The organism is Streptosporangium sp. NPDC050855 (assembly GCF_044456585.1).
In the GTDB taxonomy this organism is placed as follows: Bacteria; Actinomycetota; Actinomycetes; order Streptosporangiales; family Streptosporangiaceae; genus Streptosporangium; species Streptosporangium longisporum.
Genome location: NZ_JBITFY010000002.1, coordinates 633,936 through 659,438 on the forward strand (window position 1 = coordinate 633,936; position 25,503 = coordinate 659,438).

At 68.5% G+C, this 25,503-nt stretch carries 22 protein-coding genes; 16 read left to right on the forward strand and 6 right to left on the reverse strand.

Annotation, left to right across the window (positions count from 1 at the left end; genetic code table 11):
* The first annotated feature begins 202 nt into the window (after positions 1–202).
* On the forward strand, positions 203–1,321 hold the full coding sequence (locus tag ACIBCT_RS07935) for a trypsin-like serine peptidase (protein ID WP_399186624.1): 1,119 nt from the start codon (positions 203–205) through the stop codon (positions 1,319–1,321).
* Between the two features lie 365 nt (positions 1,322–1,686).
* Here ACIBCT_RS07935 and ACIBCT_RS07940 read toward each other — a convergent pair whose 3' ends face one another.
* The gene (locus tag ACIBCT_RS07940) at positions 1,687–2,382 is read right to left on the reverse strand and encodes an SSI family serine proteinase inhibitor (RefSeq protein WP_399186625.1); all 696 of its coding nucleotides are present in this window, start codon (positions 2,380–2,382) and stop codon (positions 1,687–1,689) included.
* 317 nt (positions 2,383–2,699) lie between these two features.
* Between ACIBCT_RS07940 and ACIBCT_RS07945 the strand changes: the two genes are divergently transcribed.
* The 5 genes from ACIBCT_RS07945 (at position 2,700) to ACIBCT_RS07965 (ending at position 11,262) form a co-directional block, all read left to right on the forward strand.
* On the forward strand, positions 2,700–4,256 hold the full coding sequence (locus tag ACIBCT_RS07945; protein ID WP_399186626.1) for a hypothetical protein: 1,557 nt from the start codon (positions 2,700–2,702) through the stop codon (positions 4,254–4,256).
* 208 nt (positions 4,257–4,464) lie between these two features.
* On the forward strand, positions 4,465–5,673 hold the full coding sequence (locus ACIBCT_RS07950) for a trypsin-like serine peptidase (protein ID WP_399186627.1): 1,209 nt from the start codon (positions 4,465–4,467) through the stop codon (positions 5,671–5,673).
* A 131-nt stretch (positions 5,674–5,804) separates the two neighbouring features.
* Entirely contained in the window at positions 5,805–6,965 is a 1,161-nt protein-coding gene (locus tag ACIBCT_RS07955; protein ID WP_399186628.1) for a trypsin-like serine peptidase, read from the forward strand.
* 488 nt (positions 6,966–7,453) lie between these two features.
* Complete coding sequence (locus tag ACIBCT_RS07960; protein ID WP_399186629.1) at positions 7,454–8,968, forward strand: hypothetical protein; 1,515 nt, start codon at positions 7,454–7,456, stop codon at positions 8,966–8,968.
* A 779-nt stretch (positions 8,969–9,747) separates the two neighbouring features.
* Positions 9,748–11,262 (forward strand): hypothetical protein, encoded by a 1,515-nt coding sequence (locus ACIBCT_RS07965; protein WP_399186629.1) that lies wholly within the window; start codon positions 9,748–9,750, stop codon positions 11,260–11,262.
* 180 nt (positions 11,263–11,442) lie between these two features.
* Here the strand turns inward: ACIBCT_RS07965 and ACIBCT_RS07970 are convergent, their stop codons facing one another.
* Positions 11,443–12,801 (reverse strand): hypothetical protein, encoded by a 1,359-nt coding sequence (locus ACIBCT_RS07970; protein WP_399186630.1) that lies wholly within the window; start codon positions 12,799–12,801, stop codon positions 11,443–11,445.
* A 258-nt stretch (positions 12,802–13,059) separates the two neighbouring features.
* On the reverse strand, positions 13,060–14,259 hold the full coding sequence (locus ACIBCT_RS07975) for an NADP-dependent malic enzyme (RefSeq protein WP_399186631.1): 1,200 nt from the start codon (positions 14,257–14,259) through the stop codon (positions 13,060–13,062).
* A gap of 269 nt (positions 14,260–14,528) precedes the next feature.
* Between ACIBCT_RS07975 and ACIBCT_RS07980 the strand changes: the two genes are divergently transcribed.
* Complete coding sequence (locus tag ACIBCT_RS07980; protein ID WP_344893670.1) at positions 14,529–15,059, forward strand: CGNR zinc finger domain-containing protein; 531 nt, start codon at positions 14,529–14,531, stop codon at positions 15,057–15,059.
* On the opposite strand, the gene ACIBCT_RS07985 is transcribed toward ACIBCT_RS07980, so the two are convergent.
* On the reverse strand, positions 15,029–15,391 hold the full coding sequence (locus ACIBCT_RS07985; protein WP_399186632.1) for a S24 family peptidase: 363 nt from the start codon (positions 15,389–15,391) through the stop codon (positions 15,029–15,031). The two genes, ACIBCT_RS07980 and ACIBCT_RS07985, sit on opposite strands and share 31 nt — an antisense overlap.
* 29 nt (positions 15,392–15,420) lie before the next feature.
* Here ACIBCT_RS07985 and sodN point away from each other — a divergent pair, with 29 nt between their 5' ends.
* The 3 genes from sodN (at position 15,421) to ACIBCT_RS08000 (ending at position 17,528) form a co-directional block, all read left to right on the forward strand.
* On the forward strand, positions 15,421–15,822 hold the full coding sequence (gene sodN, locus ACIBCT_RS07990; RefSeq protein ID WP_399186633.1) for a superoxide dismutase, Ni: 402 nt from the start codon (positions 15,421–15,423) through the stop codon (positions 15,820–15,822).
* 483 nt (positions 15,823–16,305) lie between these two features.
* On the forward strand, positions 16,306–16,731 hold the full coding sequence (locus tag ACIBCT_RS07995) for an anti-sigma factor (RefSeq protein WP_344893661.1): 426 nt from the start codon (positions 16,306–16,308) through the stop codon (positions 16,729–16,731).
* Between the two features lie 17 nt (positions 16,732–16,748).
* On the forward strand, positions 16,749–17,528 hold the full coding sequence (locus tag ACIBCT_RS08000; protein WP_344893659.1) for an RNA polymerase sigma factor SigF: 780 nt from the start codon (positions 16,749–16,751) through the stop codon (positions 17,526–17,528).
* Positions 17,529–17,671: 143 nt separating this feature from the next.
* Here the strand turns inward: ACIBCT_RS08000 and ACIBCT_RS08005 are convergent, their stop codons facing one another.
* On the reverse strand, positions 17,672–18,070 hold the full coding sequence (locus tag ACIBCT_RS08005; protein WP_399186634.1) for a hypothetical protein: 399 nt from the start codon (positions 18,068–18,070) through the stop codon (positions 17,672–17,674).
* A gap of 87 nt (positions 18,071–18,157) precedes the next feature.
* On the opposite strand from ACIBCT_RS08005, the gene ACIBCT_RS08010 reads away from it, so the two are divergent.
* Positions 18,158–19,108, forward strand: a complete 951-nt coding sequence (locus ACIBCT_RS08010; RefSeq protein WP_399186677.1) for a diacylglycerol/lipid kinase family protein — start codon at positions 18,158–18,160, stop codon at positions 19,106–19,108.
* Between the two features lie 279 nt (positions 19,109–19,387).
* On the forward strand, positions 19,388–19,636 hold the full coding sequence (locus ACIBCT_RS08015) for a WhiB family transcriptional regulator (RefSeq protein ID WP_344893649.1): 249 nt from the start codon (positions 19,388–19,390) through the stop codon (positions 19,634–19,636).
* Positions 19,637–19,962: 326 nt separating this feature from the next.
* Here ACIBCT_RS08015 and ACIBCT_RS08020 read toward each other — a convergent pair whose 3' ends face one another.
* Positions 19,963–21,426 (reverse strand): sensor histidine kinase, encoded by a 1,464-nt coding sequence (locus ACIBCT_RS08020; RefSeq protein ID WP_399186635.1) that lies wholly within the window; start codon positions 21,424–21,426, stop codon positions 19,963–19,965.
* A gap of 68 nt (positions 21,427–21,494) precedes the next feature.
* Between ACIBCT_RS08020 and ACIBCT_RS08025 the strand changes: the two genes are divergently transcribed.
* From ACIBCT_RS08025 to ACIBCT_RS08040, 4 genes are all read left to right on the forward strand, one after another.
* Positions 21,495–22,091 carry a hypothetical protein gene (locus tag ACIBCT_RS08025; RefSeq protein ID WP_399186636.1) on the forward strand — a complete coding sequence of 199 codons (597 nt, stop codon included), beginning with the start codon at positions 21,495–21,497 and terminating at the stop codon, positions 22,089–22,091.
* Positions 22,088–22,807 carry a GntR family transcriptional regulator gene (locus ACIBCT_RS08030; RefSeq protein ID WP_344893640.1) on the forward strand — a complete coding sequence of 240 codons (720 nt, stop codon included), beginning with the start codon at positions 22,088–22,090 and terminating at the stop codon, positions 22,805–22,807. Before ACIBCT_RS08025 ends, ACIBCT_RS08030 begins: the two co-directional genes overlap by 4 nt.
* Before the next feature lie 41 nt (positions 22,808–22,848).
* Positions 22,849–23,571: a dethiobiotin synthase gene (gene bioD / locus ACIBCT_RS08035; RefSeq protein WP_399186637.1), complete on the forward strand. Its 723-nt coding sequence runs from the start codon at positions 22,849–22,851 to the stop codon at positions 23,569–23,571.
* Positions 23,572–23,831: 260 nt separating this feature from the next.
* On the forward strand, positions 23,832–25,484 hold the full coding sequence (locus tag ACIBCT_RS08040; protein WP_399186639.1) for an acetolactate synthase: 1,653 nt from the start codon (positions 23,832–23,834) through the stop codon (positions 25,482–25,484).
* Positions 25,485–25,503 lie beyond the last annotated feature (19 nt).

Sequence of the window (25,503 nt, forward strand, 5' to 3'; positions counted from 1 at the left end):
CGAAACCCACGTTGAGCTGCGGAAATACTTATTCGTTAAATGATAACAAATTGCTATTTCAATAACGGGATCGCATCGGATGGAACCGACTCAGACTTTTTCCCGTCAATTCCTATCCGGCGCCTCGCCGCGTCAGTAACGTTCCGATCGTTTTCCCGGCCAGGAGAAGTCCCGTCTCCGGGCCGAGAGCGAAAGGAGTCCCATGTACCCCCGAGCACGGCGCCTCGCGATCCCCCTCACCGGCGTTCTCACGATCGCCGGAGTGATCGGCGCCACCACCACCGGCGCCGACGCCGGTACGGCCCCCAAGGACGTGGTCAGTTCCCAGGCCTCGGAGACGGCCGCGCAGGCCACCTCCTTCTGGTCGCCCGAACGGATGCGCAAGGCCACCGACGCCACCGACGACCTCGACCTGAGCATCAAGGGCGGCAAGGCCTCCGGCGCGGTGGCCCCCGACGGCCCCCGCGGGTCGGTCCCGCCGATCGGCGCCGAGGGCACGAAGTCCGCCAAGAGCAAGCAGGTCAACCTGCCCAACACCGTCGGACGCGTCTTCTTCACCCTGCCCGGTTCCAACCCGTCGGACCCGAAGAGCTGGAAGTACTGCTCCGGCAGCTCCGTGCAGGGCAAGTACCGCAACATGGTGGCCACCTCGGCCCACTGTGTCTACGACGTGAAGACCAACCAGTTCTACGACAACTGGGTCTTCATCCCGTCCTACTGGGACGGCAACCAGGCGTGGGACGGCAAGAACCCGTACGGCATCTACGCGGCCAAGTGGTTCAACGCGCACGACGACTTCGTCGTGAAGGAGGACTACGACTACGACTACGCCTTCGTCAACGTCCACTCCGGGTTCAAGGTGAACTGGGAGAAGGACTCGAGCGGCACGTGGAAGCCGGTCACCAAGAACGTCGGACGGCTCGGCGACAACGTCGGCGGGCAGGGCTTCGCCTGGAACCAGAAGGTGAAGAAGCCGGTCTTCTCCTTCGGCTACCCGGCCGGTCTGCACCCCGACGGCGACAAGCCCTACTCCGGCCGCACGATGAAGTGGTGCTACGGCACGACCACCGCCATGCCGGCCGCGCCCAAGTACAACGTCCAGGAGCACGTCGGCTTCAAGTGCGCCTTCACCGCGGGTGCGAGCGGCGGCCCGATGATCTACAAGTACAAGAGCTCCAGCCGCACCGGCTACCTGGTCGGCGTCAACAGCATCGCCTGGGACACCGACAAGAACGACCGGTACGACAAGATCTCGTCGCCGTACTTCAACGGCGACACCTACAAGGTCTACAAGGCCGCGTCGAACCGCTGGACCAAGTGACCGGCACGACCCGTACGACCCGCATGACCCCGCACGATCCGCGTGACCGCCATGACCGGCCGACCGCAGGCCATTCGGCCGGCCGGGAGTGACGACGCAGGGCCCGGTCCCTCCCGGGACCGGGCCCTGCGTCCGGGACCGGGAGCCCGCCGTCGTCCGGTGGACACTCCGGCCACCGGAACGTTCCGTCCGGCCGACGGTCGCGCGGAACGTCTCGGCCGCCGGTCGCGCGGAACGTCCTCGCTCCCGGGGAGAACGTTCCGCGCGACCGGCGGATGTCGGTGACCGCCCCGCTGGTACCTGTATGTCAGTGACCGCCCCGTCGGTTCCTGGACGTCAGTGACCGCCCCGTCGGTTCCTGGACGTCAGTGACCGCCCCGCTGGTTCCTGAGCGAGAAGACCGTGCCGGTGGCGGCCCGCAGCGAGCAGGAACTGCCGAAGGTCTGCTCGAACCGGACGAAGCGGCCGTTCCAGATCCCCATGGCGGACACCGTGACCGGGTCGTACTGCATCGTGCAGGCCACCCCGGACAGCGGCTTGAGCCTGGAGGGGTCGCCCCGCACCTCGGACAGCGCCTCACACGCACCAACCGCGTCGGGGTGGGTGCTGCCGGGACGGTCGCACAGGAGCAGCGCGTGTCCCGCCGTGGGCAGGGGCTTCTCCCCTTGGGCGACGCTCAGCACGAGCGCCTTGGCACTCCGCGAGGGCCGGTCACCGGGCGAGGACCGCAGCGGTCCGGGCCCGGCCTGGACGGGCTCGCCGGGATGCACCGGCAGCGGGACCACCCGCGGGCCGCGACGGTCCGGTACGGGCGGCAGCGGGCTCGTCGCACGCGGGCCGTGGTCGCTCGACCCGTGCGAGAGCGCATCCACCGCGCGCGGACCACGACCACCGGGCCTGGGCGACAGCGGGCTCGTCGTCGACGGACCGGCGGAGCCCGGGTGCCGCGCGAGCACGCTCGCCGTCTCCGGCCCGGGGTTCGAGGACGGTGGGGCGGCGGCCGACGCCGCACCCGGAAGTTGGAAGAGCCCGGCCACGGCCAGGCAGAGAAGACGCCGCATGAGATCCCCCGATGACGTGTGACGCGGATGCGGCCTCAGCCTCTCCCGCCCCTCCGGCCGGGGCAATCACCGGTCCCGACGTTTTTGCAGCTCATGCGGTTACGTGACCGGCCGCAGGCTTTTCGATCACGTGGAGGCAGATCAGACGGCCCCCGGCGACTTCCGGTTCCCTCGCATTGGTAACGAAATGGTATCGGTCCCAACTGATGTCTGCTTTATAGCTTTTTAACCCATCTTTGCCGAGTACGGTCACGTCTTGTCTCTTTACGCATGCGTGGGTTGCGTCCCGAGTGACCCATGACAAAGAAGGAGCTCCATTGAACTCCCGAGCCAAGCGCCTCGTCCTCCCCCTCGGCGGCGCCCTCGCGGCCGCCTCCCTGATCGGCACCTCCCTCACCACCACCGCCCAGGCGAGCGTCGACCCCGACGTCAAGTCGACGGCGCTCACCCCCTCCGGTAACGCGAAGGCCATCGCGGGCTACTGGACGGCCTCGAAGCTGAAGTCGGCGAAGACGTACCTGTCCGACTCCACCGTCTCGGCGAAGCTGAACAAGACCGGCGCGGCCAGGGCCGCCGCCGACGGCAAGCCCGGCGTCGTCGCCCCCACCGGTGAGGGCGGCAAGACCGCCGGCCGGTCCCGGAACGTGAACCTGCCGATCACCGTGGGCAAGGTCTTCTTCGTCGACCACAAGGGCCAGGAGCGCTGGTGCTCGGGCACCTCGGTCCAGTCGAAGTTCCGCAACCTGGTCGCCACCGCGGGCCACTGCGTCTACGACACCGACACGAACAAGCCCTTCGGCAACTTCGTGTTCATCCCCGGCTACTACCAGGGCAAGGCCCCCTGGGGCGTGTACGTCGGCGCCAAGGTCAACACCCACGACGACTTCACGGTCTACGAGGACTACGACTACGACTACGCCTTCGTCAACGTCTACAACGGCATCAGGCAGCAGCCCGAGCGCGAGGTCGACTACAAGACCTTCAAGGCTCACATGGACAAGGGCGGGGTGGGCCGCGAGTCCGCGACCAACGTCGACTTCGAGACCTACGACAAGTGGACCCAGAAGGGCGGCCTCGGCAAGGTCGAGAACGTCTCCACCGAGGACGAGGTCGGCCCCCAGTACAAGGGCGCCCTCGCCGTCGCGGCCGAGACCGACAGGGGAACCTGGGAGAAGGTCGCCGGTGAGGTCTACGGCCTGAAGAACGACAAGGTCACGCTCAAGGACAAGGAACTTCCGCAGGCCGATTGGCCCAAGGCCGGTTCCAAGCTCGGCACCCGCGTCGAGCACGTCACGAAGAGCGAGTACGACGCCTACAAGGGCCCGGGCTACCGTCGCATCGACGACAAGGGCAACTACACCATCACGTACTACTTCGTGGTGAAGTACATCAAGAAGACCGCGTCGGTGAAGTACGTGATCTACCGGCACTACATCTCGACGGTGGCCGACGCCGGGCGCCTAGGCGACAACGTCGGCGGCCAGGGCTTCAGCTGGAACCAGAAGCTGGGCAAGAAGGTCTTCACCTTCGGCTACCCGACCTCCGCGCACCTGGACGGCGACAAGCCCTACTCCGGTCACACCCAGAAGTGGTGCTACGGCAAGACCGCCGCCGCACCCGTGGTGCCGGGATACAAGGCCGAGGAGCACCAGGCGATCAAGTGCGCCTTCACCCCCGGTGCCAGCGGCGGCCCCTTCCTGCTGCAGTACAAGAACAGCAAGAGGACCGGCTACCTCAACGGCGTCGTCAGCCTGACGATCGACAGCGACAAGAACGGCCGCTACGACCGCGTCACCACCCCGTACTTCAACGGTGACACGTACGGCATCTACCGGCACGCCGCCAACCTCTGGACCGGGAAGCTCCCCTCCTAGGGAGACGACCGCGCGCAAGGAAGGGCCCGGCACATGCCGGGCCCTTTGAGCACCTTGACGGGGGTCTTATACACCCTCGGACAGACTCGATCGATACGCAGTACGACAGGATCGCTCCAACCGCCTGCCCATAATCGAGTTGATCTGGAAAAATCAATCTCTGCACCTCCCGCCGGCACCTCGCGCCGCCCCTGAAAGGAATCCCCTCATGCCCTCCCGCGTACGGCGGCTCACGGCCACACTGGGCGCGCTGGTCGCCGCCTGTGTGACCATGACGTCGGCCTTCGCCGGGAGCGCCGCGGCCGGTCCGGTCTACGGGGTGCCCAACGGCATCACCTCCATCACCCTGACCAAGACCGCCGCCGACATGAAGCGGATCGCGGAGTACTGGAGCCCGGCCAGGCTCAAGCAGGCCGCGGACAACGCTCCGGCGGGACCCGACGCGGCGAAGTCCGGTGCCACCTCCTCGGCGTCCCCCACCTCCGGCGGCACCCCGGCAAGCGGTACGGCCGTCCCCGCCTCGGTCGTCTCCCCCTCGGCCACCGGAGAGACCTCGACGACGGCCACGAGCCGGCAGAGCACCCTCGGGAGAGCCACCGTTTCGGGTTCCTCCGTGCCGATCGTCAAGCCCGTCCTGCCGAAGAAGCGGTCCCCGGCCTCCAACGGCTCCCCGCTGACCGTCGGCAAGGTGTTCTTCCAGATCGGCGGCAGGGACTACTGGTGCTCGGCCTCCTCGGTGGCGGCGGCCAACCGCAACCTGGTCGCGACCGCCGGACACTGCGCCTACGACGCCAAGACGGGCAGCCAGGCCGAGTACTGGATCTTCATCCCCGGATACGACAAGGGGGAGACCCCGTACGGGATCTACGTCGGCCATTCGCTCAACCTGCACGAGGACTTCGTCGGCAAGGGCGACTTCGACTACGACTACGCGTTCATCACCGTGCACGACGGCTTCCGCTGGAAGGCCGGCAAGACGGCCGGCAGCTACGCGATGGAGGACGTCGGAAGCCTGCAGGACAACGTCGGCGGGCAGGGGCTGACGACCAACCGGGGCGTGGGCCTGCTCACGCTGGCCTTCGGCTATCCCGCGGCCCCGCACGCCGACGGGAGCAGGCCCTACAACGGCCAGGTGCTCAAGTCGTGCGACGGCCGGACGATCAAGGTGCGGGCCCCCGGTCGGCTGGTCGAACACGGCACGGCCCTGACGTGCGGTTTCACCAACGGTGCGAGCGGTGGCCCGTGGCTGATCGCCTTCGACCCCAAGCACGGCGTCGGGTATCTCAACGGCGTCAACAGCTTCGCCTGGGACACCAACGGTGACCGCCGGTACGACAGGATCTCCTCCCCGTACTTCATCGCCTCGACCTATGTCGTCTACAAGTGGGCGACCACTCAACAAGCGCCCCGAGCATAAAGGAACCTTAAGAGAGGCTTAAGAGGGACTTATCGGGGGTTTGCCCGGACGCTCCGTGCATAGGTTCGTTGCTTGTCGTCCCGCAGTTCCCGGACTCTCCCGGGAGCGTTGCAGCGCAAGGAGCCAGTCTTTTGAAGCACTCTCTTCTCCCCCTCGGTGGTGCCGCAGCCGTCACCACCCTGCTGGCCACCACCCTGGCCGGCACCGCACAGGCCGCCCCGGACTGGGCGACCGACCCGATGGCCAAGAACAACTCCTCGGCCGTGTCGGTCATCGACTTCTGGGCCGCCTCGAACTTCGCCGCCCTCAAGAAGGCCACGGTGTACAACCCCGACCCGGGCGGCCCGAAGATGAAGGTGGGCGGGGGTTTCTCCCCTGACGGCCGTCCCGGCACCGTCGGCCCGACCGGCTCGGAGAAGCCCAGGCCCTCGCTCGCCAAGAACGTCAACCTGCCCAGGACCCTGGGCAAGGTGTTCTTCGTGGTCGACGGCCAGTACCGCTGGTGCTCGGCCACCTCGATCCAGGGCAAGTACCGCAACCTGGTCGCCACGGCCGGGCACTGCGTCTACGACCCGGGCAGCAACGGCGACACCATGGACAAGTGGGTCTTCGTCCCCGGCTACTACCAGGGCAAGACCCCGTACGGCATCTACGTCGGCAAGAGCGCGTGGACGCACTTCGACTTCGCCAACTACGAGGACTACGACAAGGACTACGCCTTCGTCACGGTCTACAACGGTGTCGCCTTCAACGGTGTCAAGCAGGTCACCAAGAAGGAGTACGACGGCTTCACCGGACCGAAGTGGTCGCGCGGCTCGCACTACTACATCCTGCTCTCCAAGGACGTCGGCCGCCTGGGCGACAACGTCGGCGGTCAGGGCTTCACCTGGAACCAGAAGACCGGCAAGACCGTCTACGTCTTCGGTTACCCCCAGGCCCCGCACCCCGACGGCGACAAGCCCTACAGCGGCGTGACGCCCAAGTACGTGTACGGCAAGACCTCGGGCAAGGAGTACGTCTCGGCGGCGGAGAAGGTCGAGGAGCACGTCGGCCTCAAGGGCGCCCTCACCCCCGGCGCTGACGGTGGCCCCTGGCTGACCCAGTACAGCAGCGCCAAGCGTCTGGGCTACGTCAACGGTGTCACCAGCCTCTTCGGTGACCAGGACCAGAACGGCCGCTACGACCTGATCACCTCGCCGTACTTCGACGGCGAGACCGCCGACATCTACCGCAAGGCCTCCAACGTGTGGTCCGGCAAGATCGTCGGCCCGAACGGCGAGCTCTACAGGTAGCTCGCGCAGCTCCACCCAGGACCCTTCGGGCCTGTGAACCATCCGCGGGACCCGGCCTCTCAGGCCGGGTCCCGCACCCGTTTCACCGGTGTCCCAGGCCTTCTTCCAAGGCCTCGGAGAGCCGGGAGGCGAGCACGAGAGGCGCGGATCGTCGCCTTAGACGTGCGTTCGAGGAAAACGGTGCCATCGATCTGCTGTGATCTGCGTCACAACGAGACGGTTACGCAGAGCGATACATTACTCACGCCCCACCCGTCACTTTTATCTCATAGTTACATTCAGCTGGGCAAACACGATCGATACGCATCAGTCACCACATCGATACCGCACTTGCTTAAACATCACGGATGGGTCACGGGGGTGGAGGGCGGATCTTTACCCCTCGAAGTGGCTTCCGATGCCCAAGATCCACACTGTATGTTTCAGGCATTCCCTTTACTGACGCATGGGACGCAAGAAGCGTTCCACATCAGACCAAGGAGCTCCCCTTGAAGCGCATCCTCCTCCCCGCCGGTGGCGCCATCCTGGCCACCGGTCTGCTGGCCGCTGGTCTGGCCGGTACCGCCAACGCCGTTCCGGACTGGGCCTACGACACCATGGCCAAGGACGCCCCGGCCGCGGTCGACGTCGCCAAGTTCTGGCTGGCCGCCAACGACCACACCAACAACCTCGCCAAGGCGACTCCCTACACCTGGGAGACCAAGGCCACGCCGAAGCTGAGCGTCGGTGGCGGTTACGTCGCCGATGGCAAGCCCGGCGCCGTCAAGCCGACCGGCGAAGAGACCAAGCCCTCCGCGAAGGTCAAGAACATCAACCTGCCGCGCACCATCGGCAAGGTGTTCTTCGTCGACGACAAGGGCGACCTCAAGTGGTGCTCGGCCACCTCGATCCAGGGGCAGTACCGCAACCTGGTCGCCACCGCCGGTCACTGCGTCTACGACGACAAGGCCAACGCCAGCGTCATGGACAACTGGGTCTTCGTGCCCGGCTACTACCAGGGCAAGACCCCTTACGGCATCTACGTCGGTAAGACGGCCTACACCCACTACGACTTCGCCAACTACGAGGACTACGACCGCGACTACGCGTTCGTGACCGTCTACAACGGTGTCCAGATCGGTGGCGGCACCGCCAAGGAAGTCAGCGAGGGCGACTACAAGGCGTTCAACGGCGCGAAGTTCGCCAAGGACGTCTCGATCTCCGAGGCCGAGTACCAGAAGACCGTTGACCTGCACGGTGGCGAGACCTCCGCTGCGTGGGCCAAGGCCGAGACCATCAAGGACCCGGTCGGCCCGAGCTACCCCGGCGCGGTGAAGGTCTTCCAGGAGGTCTCCAAGGAGGTCTTCGACAAGGCCCCCGTCGGCAACGTCAACGGCGCCAAGGCCGTCAACAAGACCACGGTGGAGCACGTCACCAAGGCGCAGTACGACGCCTACACCGGTGCCGGCTACCGCAAGATCGACGCCAAGGGCAACTACACCATCACCCACTACTTCGTGAAGTACTGGGTGAAGGAGAGCAACGTCAAGTCGTACTACAAGACGGTGTTCTACGTCGTCGACGGCTTCATCAAGGACACCGGCAAGCTCGGTGACAACGTCGGCGGCCAGGGCTTCACCTGGAACCAGAAGCCCCAGCAGACGGTGTTCGTGTTCGGCTACCCGGCCGACGCCCACCCCGACGGCAACAAGGCCTACACCGGTGTCACGCCGAAGTGGACCTACGGCAAGACCAACGCCCAGAAGTACGTGCAGGCCGCGACCAAGACCGAAGAGCACATCGGTCTGAAGAGCTCCTTCACCCCCGGCGCTGACGGTGGCCCCTGGCTCGCCAAGTACAGCAACGCCAAGCGTCTGGGCTACGTCAACGGTGTCACCAGCCTCTTCGGTGACCAGGACAAGAACGGCCGCTACGACCTCATCACCTCCCCGTACTTCGACGGTGAGACCGCCGCGATCTACAACAAGGCCGCCGCGGTGTGGTCCGGCTCGATCGTCAAGTAGTAGTAGCTCCCTGACGATCACCCGAGCCTGAGCGTCCAAACCTCAGACTCGAACAGATCCACAGCACCACCAGCTCCACCTGAAGGGGTCCGGCACCAGCCGGACCCCTTCAGTCGTCTCCGCCCATGGCAGGAACGACACGCGTACGGAACGATGACGGCGAATCGATGAGGGCCCGGTGCGATGCACCGGGCCCTCATCGATTCGAGTCTGTCGGGACAGAGGACACAACCTCCGGCCACGGCTCATGCGGGGCGCTCGAGTGGCCGTATCGAGCTCGTTCACCCGCGAGCGCTGGCCGACCTCAGAGCTTCTCCGTTCCCCGCCCGGACGGGGAGATCAGAAGGGAGCGGACAACTGGTGAGCGAGGCTCTCAGACTCCAGCAGCGGCCTTCTGAGAGCCGAATGTGTCGTGCACTCAGGCGAAGCTCCCAGAGTGACGGGGTTTTAGACGCGGCTCCGAGCAAAACGGTGCCATCGAATCGATGTGATCTGTGTCACAGAGGGTGCGTAACGGATCGTAGCGGGCTACTCGCGACTCATCTGTCACTTTTACCTCACGCTTACGCTCATCTGCGGAAACACCACGAACATCAACCAATCCCGACGACACCACCGCACTTGCTTAAACATCACGGATGGGTCACGGGGGTGGAGGGCGGATCTTTACCCCTCGAAGTGGCTTCCGATGCCCAAGATCCACACTGTATGTTTCAGGCATTCCCTTTACTGACGCATGGGACGCAAGAAGCGTTCCACATCAGACCAAGGAGCTCCCCTTGAAGCGCATCCTCCTCCCCGCCGGTGGCGCCATCCTGGCCACCGGTCTGCTGGCCGCTGGTCTGGCCGGTACCGCCAACGCCGTTCCGGACTGGGCCTACGACACCATGGCCAAGGACGCCCCGGCCGCGGTCGACGTCGCCAAGTTCTGGCTGGCCGCCAACGACCACACCAACAACCTCGCCAAGGCGACTCCCTACACCTGGGAGACCAAGGCCACGCCGAAGCTGAGCGTCGGTGGCGGTTACGTCGCCGATGGCAAGCCCGGCGCCGTCAAGCCGACCGGCGAAGAGACCAAGCCCTCCGCGAAGGTCAAGAACATCAACCTGCCGCGCACCATCGGCAAGGTGTTCTTCGTCGACGACAAGGGCGACCTCAAGTGGTGCTCGGCCACCTCGATCCAGGGGCAGTACCGCAACCTGGTCGCCACCGCCGGTCACTGCGTCTACGACGACAAGGCCAACGCCAGCGTCATGGACAACTGGGTCTTCGTGCCCGGCTACTACCAGGGCAAGACCCCTTACGGCATCTACGTCGGTAAGACGGCCTACACCCACTACGACTTCGCCAACTACGAGGACTACGACCGCGACTACGCGTTCGTGACCGTCTACAACGGTGTCCAGATCGGTGGCGGCACCGCCAAGGAAGTCAGCGAGGGCGACTACAAGGCGTTCAACGGCGCGAAGTTCGCCAAGGACGTCTCGATCTCCGAGGCCGAGTACCAGAAGACCGTTGACCTGCACGGTGGCGAGACCTCCGCTGCGTGGGCCAAGGCCGAGACCATCAAGGACCCGGTCGGCCCGAGCTACCCCGGCGCGGTGAAGGTCTTCCAGGAGGTCTCCAAGGAGGTCTTCGACAAGGCCCCCGTCGGCAACGTCAACGGCGCCAAGGCCGTCAACAAGACCACGGTGGAGCACGTCACCAAGGCGCAGTACGACGCCTACACCGGTGCCGGCTACCGCAAGATCGACGCCAAGGGCAACTACACCATCACCCACTACTTCGTGAAGTACTGGGTGAAGGAGAGCAACGTCAAGTCGTACTACAAGACGGTGTTCTACGTCGTCGACGGCTTCATCAAGGACACCGGCAAGCTCGGTGACAACGTCGGCGGCCAGGGCTTCACCTGGAACCAGAAGCCCCAGCAGACGGTGTTCGTGTTCGGCTACCCGGCCGACGCCCACCCCGACGGCAACAAGGCCTACACCGGTGTCACGCCGAAGTGGACCTACGGCAAGACCAACGCCCAGAAGTACGTGCAGGCCGCGACCAAGACCGAAGAGCACATCGGTCTGAAGAGCTCCTTCACCCCCGGCGCTGACGGTGGCCCCTGGCTCGCCAAGTACAGCAACGCCAAGCGTCTGGGCTACGTCAACGGTGTCACCAGCCTCTTCGGTGACCAGGACAAGAACGGCCGCTACGACCTCATCACCTCCCCGTACTTCGACGGTGAGACCGCCGCGATCTACAACAAGGCCGCCGCGGTGTGGTCCGGCTCGATCGTCAAGTAGTAGTAGCTCCCTGACGATCACCCGAGCCTGAGCGTCCAAACCTCAGACTCGAACAGATCCACAGCACCACCAGCTCCACCTGAAGGGGTCCGGCACCATCCGGACCCCTTCAGTCGTCTCCGCCCATGGCAGGAGACCTGATGGTCTTCAACATCGAAGCCCTGAAAAACAGGGAGCCGTTCAGACCGGACTGAGCTCCCCCACCCGCTCGTTCAGCTCGGCCACCGGAGGCTCCGCCGCGTGCGGATCCAGCCGGCGCCGCAGGTCCGCGACGTAGGACCGGGTCCTGGCCGACCGCAGGCCCTCGGCGAGCTCCAGCGCCGACGAGGCGACCGAGCACGCCTCCTCCAGCTCCCCCGAGGCCAGCAGCCCGGCCGCCAGCAGCGACAGGTTGAACATCCGCCCGCGCACGTAGCGCCCGTCCATCTGCAGCGAGCGCCGGGCGTGCCGTACGGTGCCCGGCCCGTCCCCCAGGTCGCGGAAGCAGTGGGCGAACTTCGCCGACAGGTAGGCCTCGTCGAAGTAGGCGATCCAGTCCGGCGCCTCCCCGGTGCCGCGGCGGTCGAAGGAGAGCTCGGCCTCGTGCAGGGACCTCGCGCACGCCGCGCGGTCGGTCAGCACGGCATGGGCGTGCGCCTCCAGCACGTGCGCCTCGGCCAGCAGGGCGAAGACGCCCGCGCGGCGGGCCGAGAGCTGGGCGGCCCTGGCCAGGTCGAGCGCGTGGGCCGGCTGCCCGATGTAGACGGCCTGGTGGCTCATCCCGGCGAGGATCTCGCCGCCGAGCCCGTGGTCACCCGCGCCGCGTGCCAGGCGCAGCGCCTGGATCAGGTACCGCTGGGCCAGGCCGTGCTGCTCCAGGTCGTAGGCCATCCAGCCGGCCAGCCTGGTCAGCTCGGCCGCGGCCGACGCCAGTGCCCTGCCCGTCCGCTCGGTGTACGAGCCGTCGGCGAGCAGCGGCGCGACGGCCGTGTCCAGGTACCTCACCACCGCCGAGCGGACCCTGCCCCCGCCGAACCTGTTGTCCAGCTCGCCGAAGGACCGGGTGACCTCCCGGATCGCCGCGATGTCGTCCATGCCGACGCGCCTGGTGCCCCCGCCCTCGGGGCGGCCCTCCGTCGGAAGGGTCAGCCAGCGCAGGGCCCCCGCGGAGCCCGCTCCGATCGCGAAGGTGGAGTCGAGCAGGAACCTGCGTCTTTCCACGTCCGCTCGCCACAGTGCTGTCACGGTCGAGATTCCCTCCTGCCACGTACGGGTGAACTCCTGCCCGAGGTCGAGAGGCGCCAGGACGGCCGGCAGGCCGAGATCCTCGGGGTCGACGGCCCTGCCGAGCCGGAGAGCGAAGATCTCGGCGAGCAGTCCCGGGACCGGGTCCCTGGGCCGCTGGCCCGCGAGCCAGCGGAGCACGGAACTGTGGTCGTACCGCAGGCCGGGCAGGCCGCGGGCCGTACCGAGATCGTTGAGCCTGCGGGCCAGTCCCTTGTGGGTGAAGCCCGCCTCGGCGATGAACCGCCGGAGCAGTCGATTGGGCTCGCGTTCCATAGTCCTCCTGGTCGTGAGAACCCCCGGTGCGCCGACGGCACGCATGACCGTCCATGCGCGCATACGCTGCCCGATGCACGTCTTACGCACATAGGTAACAGAGAGCTCTTTTTATAGCACGATCCGTGACGAGGCTCGGCTTTTCCGGAAAGCGCGAACGCCCCCCGCCGGTGGGGCGGAGGGCGTTCGGCGTCGGATGCCTGATGGGCGGGTCGTGCCGTGGACGCGCGGGACCCTTCGGGGAACGCGACCGGCCGGTCAGAGGCGGGCGACCCCGTCGGCGCGGGCCTGCGCGGAGACCGCGGCGATGACCGCGGGGGCGACGCGCTCGTCGAACGGGCTGGGGATCACGCAGTCGGCCGAGAGGTCGTCGCCGACCACCGCGGCCAGCGCCTCGGCCGCGGCCACCTTCATGTTCTCGGTGATCGTGGTGGCGCGGACGTCCATGGCGCCCCGGAAGACACCCGGGAAGGCCAGCACGTTGTTGATCTGGTTGGGGAAGTCGGAGCGGCCGGTGGCGACCACCCTGGCGTACTTCCGCGCGATCTCCGGCCGCACCTCGGGGGTCGGGTTGGACAGCGCGAACACGATCGAGTCGGGTGCCATCGACGCGATGGCCTCCTCCGACACCGTCGAGCCCGACAGCCCGACGAACACGTCCGCCCCGGCCAGCGCCCGCTCGATGGACCCGCTCAGCCCGGCCCTGTTGCTGTCGCGCGCCAGGACCTGCTTCACCGGGTTGAGCCCGTCGCGGCCCTCGTGGATGAGCCCCTTGGAGTCGGCCACCGCGATGTCGCCGACACCGGCGTCGAGCAGGAACCTGCTGACCGCGATCCCGGAGGCCCCGGCACCCGCGACCACGACCCGCAGCTCGCCCAGCGACCGGCCGGTCAGCCGCGCCGCGTTCCTCAGCGCGGCCAGGGTGACGATCGCGGTGCCGTGCTGGTCGTCGTGGAAGACCGGGATGTCGAGGATCTCCCGCAGGCGTGCCTCGACCTCGAAGCAGCGGGGCGCGCTGATGTCCTCGAGGTTGATCCCCCCGAAGGAGGGGGCGAGCCGGACGACGGTCTCGACCAGCTCGTCCACGCCGGTGCAGTCGAGGCAGATGGGCACCGCGTCGACGCCCGCGAACTGCTTGAACAGCAGGGCCTTGCCCTCCATGACCGGCATGGCGGCGGCGGGCCCGATGTCCCCGAGGCCGAGCACCGCGGTGCCGTCGGAGACGACGGCGACCACGTTGGAGATCCAGGTGTAGTCCTTGGCCAGCTCGGGCGCGTCGGCGATCGCGCTGCAGACCCTGGCGACGCCCGGCGTGTAGGCCAGTGCCAGGTCGCCCGCGTCGCGGACCGGGACGGTGGACCGGATCTCCAGCTTGCCCCCGCGGTGCAGAGCGAAGGCCGGGTCCAGATCGAGGGATTGGAGGGCTTCGAGAGAAGCGGAGGATGGCGTGACGGCCACAGCGACCCCTGTAGTTCAGTCAGACAGACGGATGTTTCCTTCGGAGACGGCCGGAGGGAGCCTGGTCCCGGGCTTCGGTAGCCGCTCGGGACCTGCTCGCTGAGCACGGTCGTCTGGAGGGGTACGGGGGTCACCCGTTGCTCGATTGTGCCACATGTTGAGACCGCGGCCGTTGAGGAAATCCCGCACTTTCGCGGTCCCGGTGTTAACCTCGCCACACCGTGTAATACTCGAAGTCCACCACACCTCTTACATCGACGGATCCCCAGATGGACCTCACCTCCTATGCCGAGCTGGCCGTCCTACTGATCAACAGCCCCGAGCGGCTGAACGGTCTGGAAGGGCTGCGCCTGCTGCTGGAAGAGGGCGGACGCTACCGCCCCGGCTGCCGCATCACCAGGAGCGACCTGGAGGCCCTGCGCGACCTGCGCGAGGAGCTTCTGATCGTGTTCGAGACCGCCGAGCTGGGTGACGAGGAGGCGGTGGTCGACCGGCTCAACTCGCTGCTGATCCACCACCCGGTCCAGCCGCAGATCTCGGGCCACGACGGCGAGCGCTGGCACCTGCACCTGACCGAGGGCGGCCGGATGGCCGACCAGTACGCGGTGGGCGCGGTGATGGGACTCGCCACCATGATCACCGACCTCGGGGTCGACCGGCTCGGCCTCTGCCAGGCGTCCCCCTGTCGTCGGGCCTACCTGGACACCTCATCCAACCGGTCGCGCCGCTACTGCTCGGAGCGGTGCGCCAGCCGCGCCAACGTCGCCGCCTACCGGGCCCGCCAGAAGGTCGGCCAGTAGCGCAGCACCACCCGGCCGACGATCGCGGACGGCGCCAGGGCCCCGAAGTCCCAGCTGTCGCGCCGGCCGGAAGCCCGCTGGTTCTCGCTCTCCAGCCACCAGCCGTCGTCGTCCCGCCAGGCGGCCCGTTTGACGATGAGCACCGAGGCGTCGGACGGCAGGCGGGCGACGACCAGGTCACCGGGGCGTACGGGCGCGCCGCGGCGCACCCAGAGCCAGTCCCCCGGCCGCAGTACCGGGAGCATCGACTCTCCCTCGACGCGCACTCTCATCGGACGCAACCCCCTCCCACGCGGGCATTCGGAGACGAGTAAGGTCGTTGAACGGACCATTCAGTACCTGGCATCAAGGAAGGATTCCGATGCTCGCACGACTTCTGCGTCCCAAGCACATCGCGTCGGCCCATTGCGACCTGCCCTGCGGCGTTTACGACCCGGCCCAGGCCCGTATCGAGGCCGAGTCGGTCAAGGCCATCATGGAGAAGTACGCCGCCAACGAGGACCCGGCGTTCCGTACCCGTGCGCTGATCATCAAGGAGCAGCGGGCCGATCTGGTCAAGCACCACCTGTGGGTGCTGTGGACCGACTACTTCAAGCCCCAGCACCTGGAGACCTACCCGCAGCTGCACCAGCTGTTCTGGGAGGCCACCAAGCTCGCCGGTGCGGGCGGCGGCAAGGGCACGACCGACGTCGCCAAGGCCGACGAGCTGCTCGCCAAGATCGACGAGATCTCCAAGATCTTCTGGGAGACCAAGGCCGCCTGACCCTCGGGAGGCGTCCTCATATTGATCACCCTGCCCGGATCAGGGAAGCCCTCCGGCGCTCCCTTGATCCGGGCAGGAGCCCTCCCGGGACCCCGTCAGGGCTCTCCTCCGGGACTCATGCCTCGGCGACCCTCACGGGGACTCCCGTGAGGCCGCGCCGGCGACTGGACCGAGGAGAGGGGGAATCGTGAGGAACGAACGATCCCCCTCGACGAGGGAAGGAGCCGGATCTGAGCGGCCGAACCGCGACGCGAAGCGTCGCAATGAACACAGAGCCGGGTAAGAGAGCGGCCTCACAGCGACGCGCAGCGTCGCCATGGGCACCTCTCACCGCGACGCGAAGCGTCGCCATGAAACAGCGTCGCGATAGACACCATCAACATCACCAATAAACGCCCTCAAATCGCCCTGATCGCGAGTCCAAGCGGGCCAACTGGCGTCTCAGGGCTGTAGGTTGCAGTCAGCGACTCTGCGAGGAGGAACGTGACCGAACACACCGAGGCGCCCGCGGTCGGCATGGGCGAGATCCGTGACGTGGTGAGCGTCCGGCTGCCGGCTGCGAGTGCCTATCTGTCCGTCCTGCGCACGGCCACGGCCGCGCTCGCGGTACGGCTGGACTTCACGCTGGACGAGATCGAGGATCTTCGGATCGCGGTCGACGAGGCGTGTGCGATGTTGCTCACCCAGGCCGTTCCCGGCACCGATCTGACCGCCGAGTTCGAGCTCACCGGCCAGCTGATGAAGGTACGCGTCGAGGTCGGCACGGTGGGGAACACCCCGCCGAAGCGTGACGACTTCGCGTGGATGGTGCTCACCGCCCTGGCCGACGATGTGGATGCCGTAACCGACTCCCCCGACCGTATGGCGATCGTCCTCCGCAAGCGCCGAGGCGCGGCGAGGCCGGCGTGACGGAAAGGACTCGTGCCATGGCCGCCAGCGACCACGCGGTGCCCGACCGGGTGCGTGCGCGCCTGCTCTTCGCCGAGCTGGTGGAGTTGACCTCTGATGATCCGCGGCGCCAGCGCATCCGTGACGAGCTCGTCGAGCTCCACCTTCCCCTCGTCGAATACCTCGCCCGCCGGTTCCGCAACCGGGGCGAGTGGCTGGACGATCTCACCCAGGTCGCGACCATCGGGCTGATCAAGTCGATCGACCGGTTCGATCTCGGGCGGGGCGTGGAGTTCTCCACGTACGCCACCCCGACGATCGTGGGTGAGATCAAGCGTCACTTCCGCGACAAGGGCTGGGCGGTCCGCGTGCCGCGCCGCCTGCAGGAGCTCAAGCTCTCGCTCACCAAGGCGATCAGCGAGCTCTCCCAGCGGGAGGGGCGGGCGCCCACCGTGGCCGAGCTGGCCGCGTTCCTCAAGATGAGCGAGGAGGAGGTGCTCGAAGGGCTGGAGTCGGCCAACGCCTACTCCACGGTCTCCCTGGACGCGCCGGACTCCGGCGACGACGACGCGCCCGCGGTCGCCGACTCCCTGGGGATCGTGGACGACTCGCTGGAGGGCGTGGAGTACCGCGAGTCGCTCAAGCCGTTGCTGGAGCGGCTTCCGCCGCGGGAGAAGCGCATCCTGCTGCTGAGGTTCTTCGGCAACATGACACAGTCCCAGATCGCCACCGAGCTCGGCATCTCACAGATGCACGTGTCCCGGTTGCTGGCCAGAACCCTCGCCCAGCTCCGCGAGGGCCTGACCGTGGACGACTGACCCGACGACCGGCCCGACGACCGAACGTGGCGGCCGGCCGTGAACGGCCGGCCGGGACACCGGCCTCCCGCGCCCCGGACGGGACCTGCCGTGCCGATCGAGGCCGGATCACGACCGTCCGCGGCCGATCACGCCGTGAACGCTCAGGAGGCGGACGAGGTGTCCTCGTCCCCGTAGAGCGCGCGCGTCGTCGGCGGGGAGAGCAGGGCGACCAGTCCGATCAGGGCGAGGGCGATCAGCGGGAAGCCGGTCGCCCCCTGGCCGGACTGGATCAGCGTGACCGCGACCGGGATGGCGAAGATCTGCGTCAGCACGCCGGGGCTCCGTGCCCACCGCTCGGCCTGCAGCATCCCCCGGGCGACCCAGAGCAGGGCCGCGCCCACGATCACGCCGAACACGGCGACGCCGACGGAGCTCATCACGTCGGCCGGCCGGCCGGCCACCGTCTCCACACCGGCGTAGCCGCCGAGGATCACGGCGGTCACGCCTTCCAGCCCGGTCACGGCTGCGGCGACGGTGAGGGGCATCGGACGGTTCGGCACGGGCCCAACCCTATCGCCGGGTACCGGCGCCCCCTTCTCCGCCGCCTCGCCCGACCACCGGCGGATACGCTGGGTGTTATGCGCGCGATGCTCCTGGTGAATCCGAAAGCGACGACGACCACTCAACGGACTCGGGACGTGCTGATCAACGCACTGAGCGCGACGATGAAACTGACGATCGAGGAGACCGGTTACCGGGGACATGCGACCCAGCTCTCCCGCGAGGCGCACGCCTCCGGTTACGACGTGGTCGCCGTGCTGGGCGGGGACGGCACGATCAACGAGGTGGTGAACGGGCTGCTCGACCCGGTGGACGGCAAGGGCGGCGACCAGGGCACCGCGGCCGACCGGCCGGCGTTGCTGGCGATCCCCGGTGGCAGCGCGAACGTCTTCGCCAGGGCCCTGGGGCTGCCGAACAGCTCGGTCGAGGCCGTGGGGGAGATCCTGGAGGCCATCCGCGACGGCAGGCGGCGTACCGTCGGCCTCGGTCAGGCGGTCTGGGGCGACCAGAGCAGGTATTTCACCTTCTGCAGCGGGCTGGGGTACGACGCCGAGGTGATCCGGGCGGTCGAGGGGATGCGCGGCACCGGGCGCAAGGCGACGCCCGCGCGCTATGTGAACACCGCCCTGCACCACTATCTGTCGACCGACAAGCGCCGTCCGGCCATGACCGTCGAGGGGCCCGACGTGCCCCGGACCGGCGGTATCTTCATGGCCGTCGTCTCCAACACCTCCCCGTGGACGTACGTCGGCCCGCGGCCGGTCTCCCCCACCCCGTGGGCGAGCTTCGAGACCGGGCTGGACCTGCTGGGCCTGCAGCGGCTGGGCCTGCCCGCCATGCTCCACCTGATGCCCCAGATCATCGGCGACCGCGAGACCCTTCCCACCGGCCGTCACCTGGTACAGCTCCACGACGAGAAGGAGTTCACCCTCAGCGCGGAACGACCGGTGGCGTTCCAGCTGGACGGTGATTATCTCGGTGAGGTCGAGCAGATCACCTTTCGCTCCATCCCGGCCGCGTTACAAGTCCTGGTCTAGCTGGTTACGTGCCGTCAGGGTGTGACGCATCCGACATGTATTTCCGGCAAAACGTTCTCCCAAAACTCTTGCGTGTACTGAGCGTGGCTGACAATCTCAACATTGACGTCGGAACGTAGGACCTTTGAGTGCCACCTCACTCTCGGGTCACCGGCGATCAAGTGGACAGACCCCGGATCGGACAACGACCGGGGCGTCGTTCGCGCAGGTTAGTGAAACTCTTCACAAAGTGAGCCGCCGGAGCCGACGCAAGGGCTCCTCTTACGAAGGAGTGGACGCATGGACTGGCGCCACCGAGCCGCCTGCCGTGACGTGGATCCTGAGCTGTTCTTCCCGATCGGCAACACCGGCCCCGCCCTGATGCAGATCGAAGAAGCCAAGCAGGTCTGCCGTACGTGCAGCATCAGCGAAGCATGCCTGAAGTGGGCCCTCGAGTCGGGCCAGGACGCCGGCGTCTGGGGCGGCCTGAGCGAGGACGAGCGACGCGCCCTGAAGCGCCGCAACGCCCGGGCACGCGCGCGCGTTTGATTGCGACGCTGTGTTCATGGCGACGCTTCGCGTCGCGGTTCGGCCGCTTAGACCCGGCTTCTTCCCTCGTCGGGAGGGATCGCTCGTTCCTCACGATCCCTCCCTCCTCAGTCCAGTCGCCGGCGCGGCCTCACGACGATCCCTTCCTCCTCGGTCCAGTCGTCGGCGCGGTCTCACGGGAGTCCCTGGGAGAGGTCGCCGGGGCAGGAGCGTTGTGAGAAGGCAGGACGCCAGGGCAAGGGCCGTCCGAGCGGCCACTCAGGCGATCATGATCTGACCTCCGCCGTCCGGTCGAGGAACGGTCCCGGCCGGAGAGCGGGCGGGGGTCACAGAGCCGGCAGGGGAATGCTCAGACTGACCTCGGTGCCGCCGCCCTGGCGGGGTTCTACGGCCAGCCGTCCGGACAGCTCGCTCACCACCAGGGTCCGTACGATCTGCAGGCCCAGGCTGGTGCTCCGGTCGAGGTCGAAGTCCTCGGGAAGCCCGCTGCCGTCGTCGGAGACGATCACGTCCAGCCGTTCGGCCCCGCGCGACACGATCACCTGGAGCCGGCCCTGCCGCTGTGCCAGCCCGTGCTGGACCGCGTTCTGCAGCAGCTCGGTGAGGACCATCGCCAGCGGCGTGGCGATCTCCGAGCGCAGCACCCCGAAGGTCCCGATGCGGTGCGGCACGACCTGGGTCTCCGGGGCCGCCACCTCCCCGGTCATCGCGATCACCCGGTCGGCGATGTCGTCGAAGTCGACCTGCTCCTCGGGCGTGTGCGAGAGCGTCTCGTGCACGATCGCGATCGACCCCACCCTGCGCACCGCCTCCTCCAGCGCCTCCCTGCCCTCGGGCTGCTGCAGCCGCCTGGCCTGGAGCCGCAGCAGCGCGGCCACGGTCTGCAGGTTGTTCTTCACCCGGTGGTGGATCTCCCGGATGGTGGCGTCCTTGGTCATCAGCTCCCGCTCGCGGCGCCGCAGCTCGGTCACGTCCCTGATGAGGATGAGCGCGCCGATCCTGCCGCCCCCGACGACCAGCGGGATCGCCCGCAGCTGCACCACCGTGCCGCCCGACTCCACCTCGGTCTCCCGGGGTTCCCTGCCGCTGGCGACGATCATCAGGTTCTCGTTGATGGGCTCGTCGGAGTAGCACAGGGTCGCGGTCGTACGGCCGAGTTCGGCGCCGACCAGGTCGGCGTTGAGGCCCAGCCTCCGGTAGGCCGACAGCGCGTTCGGCGAGGCGTACGTGACGCGGCCCGCACGGTCGAGCCGGAGCAGCCCGTCGCCCACCCTCGGTGAGCGGACCAGGATCGGTTCGGCCCCGGAGAACGGGAAACGGCCCTCGGCCACCATCTGGGCCAGGTCGGACGCGCTCTGCAGGTAGGTCAGCTCCAACCGGGACGGGGTACGCGCGGACGACAGGTTCGTCGACCGCTGGATGACGCCCAGGAAGTGGTCGGCCCGCCGCACCGGGATGGTCTCCTCGCGGACCGGCACCCCGCTCGACCAGTCGGGATCGCCCTCGCGGCAGATCCGCCGCTCGTTCCAGGCGGTCTCCAGCAGGGGGCGTTCCCCCTTCGCGGCCGTCATGCCCACGATGTCGTCGTGGTAGACGGTCGGTCCCGTGGTGGGCCGCATCTGCGCGATGGCGATCCAGCCTGAACCGTCCTTGAGCGGGATCCACAGGATGAGGTCGGCGAAGGACAGGTCCGCGAGGAGCTGCCAGTCGGAGACCAGCGAGTGCATCCACTCAAGGTCCGCATCGTCGAGCGCGGTGTGACGAACCGCCAGGTCGCTTAGAGTCGGCACCCGTGCATCATGCGTTCTTTGCAGGCCCGAACGCGAATCGGGTGAGCCCGGCTGCAAGGATGCCGCCTATGGAGCAGACTGCCGATCCCCTGGCCAGGCCCCGCGCGGCGGCGGCCACCAGGCGTGCGGCGGGCCTGCGGAGAACCCTGCGCGCCCGTACGCCGGACGACGACGGGCTGCCCGATCCGGCCTCCGACGACCACCTCGGTCCGGCCGGGGACGAGCGCCCGGCCGAGGCGGCCGTGGCCGCCGTCCGCACCTGGGGAACCGGTTCCACCGGCTCCCGTCCGGTCACGGGCTCCACGACCCTGTACGCGCGCCTGGAGAGGCGTCTGAGCGCCTTCACCGGCGCGGCCGGTGCCCTGGTGTGCTCCTCCGGCCGCCTGGCCGACCTGGCCGCCACGGCCCGCGGTCTCGGCCTGGGCCTCGGCCTGAAGACGACCGAGCCGGTCGTCCCGGTCGTCCCGGGTCGGCCCGAGGCCGCGCTCCGGGCCGCACGGGTCTGCGCGGAGCACGGGGTGCGCGCCGGATGCCTCCGCCCGCCCTCGGTTCCGGAAGACCGCTCTTGCCTGCGGTCGACCGCACGGGCCAATCTGAGTTCCGATGATCTAGCGGTGATCAGGGGTGCCCTCACCGCCGTGGCCGAGATGAAGGTGACCATGTGAGCGAGGACTCCCCAAGGATCCCGAAGTACTACGACGTCAAGCGCAGCCTGCTCACCCTCACCAAGAGCCTGCCCGCGGGCAGTGCCCTGCCGCCCGAGCGGGCGCTCGCGGTCCGCTTCGAGACCTCGCGCACCACCGTGCGCCAGGCCCTGTCCGAACTCGTGGTCGAGGGCCGCCTGGTACGCATCCAGGGCAAGGGGACCTTCGTCGCGCAGCCCAAGGTGGCCCAGGTCCTCCAGCTGACCTCCTACACCGGGGACCTGCGGACCGTCGGCCTGGAGCCGGACACCAAGATCCTGGACATCAGCTACGTCACCGCCGACGAACCGCTGGCCCGCCGCCTGGCCATCAACGCGGGCGGGCGGGTGCTGCGCATCCACCGGCTGCGCCTGGCCAACGGCGAGCCGATGTCGATCGACACCACCCACCTGTCGGCCCGGCGCTTCCCCCGCCTGCGGCGCGAGCTGGAGGTGCACTCCTCGCTGTACGAGACGCTCTACAACGCCTACAACGTGCGGCTGACCGACGCCGAGGAGATCATCGAGACCGTGCTGGCCACCCCGTACGACGCGCAGGTGCTCAGCGTGGACGCGGGCCTGCCGCTGCTGCTGCTCACCCGGCACGCCTTCGACGCGGACGGCAACCCGGTGGAGTGGGCCCAGTCGCTGTACCGGGGGGACCGCTACAAGTTCGTCACCCGCCTGCGCCGTCCCTGACCTGCCCCCGTCCGCGTCCCGGCCCGCCTAAGGTGTGGCGGGTGAGCATTCTCGTGGTCACCGGGACCGACACCGGCGTGGGGAAGACCGTCGTCACCGCGGCGGTGGCCGCGCTCGCCAGGGAGCGGGAGTCCTCCGTGGCGGTGGTGAAGCCCGCGCAGACCGGCGTGCCCGGCACCGGGCCGGGCGACGTGGACGACGTCATCCGGCTGTCGGGGGTGCGGACCACCTTCGAGCTGGCCCGCTACCCCGCCGCGCTGTCGCCCGCGGCCGCGGCGCGCCTGTCCGGCCTGCCGCCGCTCTCCATGGAGCGGGCGGCGGCCCGGATCCGGGAGCTGGCCGAATCGCACCGGCTGGTGATCGTCGAGGGGGCGGGCGGGCTGCTCGTCCGTTTCGACGAGGAGGGGGCGACCCTGGCCGACCTGGCGCGGGCGCTCTCGGCGCCGGTGCTGCTGGTCGCCCGGGCCGGCCTCGGCACGCTCAACCACACCGCGCTGACCCTGGAGGCGATGGCCCACCGCGGGTTGGAACCGGCCGGGGTGGTCATCGGCTCCTGGCCGGCAGAGCCGGGCCCGGCCGAGCGCAGCAACGTGGCGGACCTGGAGATGCTGGCCGCCCGCCCGCTGGCCGGGGCCCTCCCCGAGGGGGCGGGGTCGCTGGAGCGCGACGCCTTCGCCCGGGTGGCCAGGGCGGGGCTGGGCCCGGCGCTGGGCGGCGGCTTCGACCCGGGCGCCTTCCGCGCCACCCTCAGGCTCTCCCCCTGACCGCTCCCGCGATCGTCCCTGCAGGCAGCTGTCCGAGACCCCCTGAGCGTCCTTCGGGCGGTTCCCGGAACGCCCTCGCGCGATGTCCCGGAGCGGCGCGGCACGGCGCCTCCGGGGACGCCCTCGCGGACCTCCGCGCCCAGGTCCCGGCCGGATATTTCCGGATGGACGGGATAGATGCCGTCCGCATTAGGCGGGGGGTTCTGGGCAGGGGGAACAATCCCTGTCCGGCTAAGTGACTGACTGGTAGGTTGCGCGATATGGAGTCTCCCAAGCACGCAGGTGACATCGCGGTCGCCGTCTCCAAGGCATACGGCATCGAGACCATGTTCACCCTGTCCGGCGGGCACGTCTTCCCGCTCTACGACGGGGCGGTCCATGAGGGCATGCCGATCCTGGACGTCCGCCATGAGCAGAGCGCCGTCTTCGCGGCCGAGGCGACCGCGCGGCTGACCCGCAAACCCGGGCTGGCCGTGCTCACCGCGGGCCCGGGCATCACCAACGGTGTCAGCGGGGTGGCCACCGCGCACTTCAACGGCTCCCCCGTGGTGGTGCTCGGAGGCCGCGCCCCGCAGTCGCGGTGGGGTTCGGGCGCGCTGCAGGAGATCGACCATCCGCCGCTGTTCGCGCCGATCACCAAGCTGGCCTTCACCGGCTCGGGGGCCGACTCCATCGCCCAGGACGTGGAGATGGCCTTCCGCACGGCCCTGGCCCCGCACCGCGGCCCGGTCTTCCTCGATTTCCACATGGACCACCTGTTCTCGGCCGCGCCCCCGCTGGAGGAGGAGCCCGAGACGCTGACCCCGTCGCCGCTGGAGCCCGACCCCGACTCGCTGGCCGCGGTCGCCCGCCTGCTCGCCGAGGCCCAGCGCCCGGTGCTGGTGCTCGGCTCCGACGTGTGGATGGACCGCGCCGACGAGGTCGCCAGGGCCTTCGCCGAGGAGTACCGCCTGCCGGTCATCCCCAACGGCCAGGGGCGCGGCATCCTGCCCGCGGGTCACGAGCTGCTGGTCACCCGGGCCAGGGGGCTGGCCTTCTCCCAGGCCGACCTGGTGATCGTGGCGGGCGCCCCGATGGACTTCCGGCTCGGCTACGGCTGGTTCGGCGGCAAGGACGGGGCACCGCTGGCCAAGGTCGTCCACCTGGCCGACGCGCCGTCCCAGCTGACCACGCACATGGACCCGGCGGCCACCGCGGCCGGCGACCTGTCCCTGCTCTTCTGGAGCCTGGGCGCGGCCTGCGCCAACGCGGGCGTCTCCCCCAAGACCTACGCCCCCTGGGTGGCACAGCTGTCCGAGGCCGCCTCGGCCGCCATCGCCGCCGACGCCGGCCTGCTGGAGTCGGCCTCCGACCCGATCCACCCGATGCGCATCTACGGCGAGCTGAGCAGGATCCTCGCCGACGACGCCGTGGTGATCGGCGACGGCGGTGACTTCGTCTCGTACGCGGGCAAGTACGTCGAGCCGAAGCAGCCGGGCAACTGGCTCGACCCGGGCCCGTACGGCTGCCTGGGCACCGGCCTGGGGTACGCGATCGCCGCGCGGGTGGCCCGGCCCTCCTCGCAGGTCGTGCTGCTGCTCGGCGACGGCGCGGCGGGCTTCTCGCTGATGGACGTCGACACGCTCGTGCGCCACCGCCTGCCGGTCGTGATGATCTGCGGCAACAACGGCATGTGGGGCCTGGAGAAGCACCCCATGCAGATGCTCTACGGCTACGACGTGGCCGCCGAGCTGCAGCCGCAGTGCCGCTACGACCAGGTCGTGACCGCGCTGGGCGGCGGCGGCGAGCTGGTGACCGACCCGTCGCAGATCGGCCCGGCCCTGCGCCGCGCGTTCGACTCCGGCATCCCCTACATGGTCAACATCGCCACCGACCCGTCGGTGGCCTACCCCCGTCACACCACGGGCGTCTGAGGCGGTCCCGGGGTCCGCG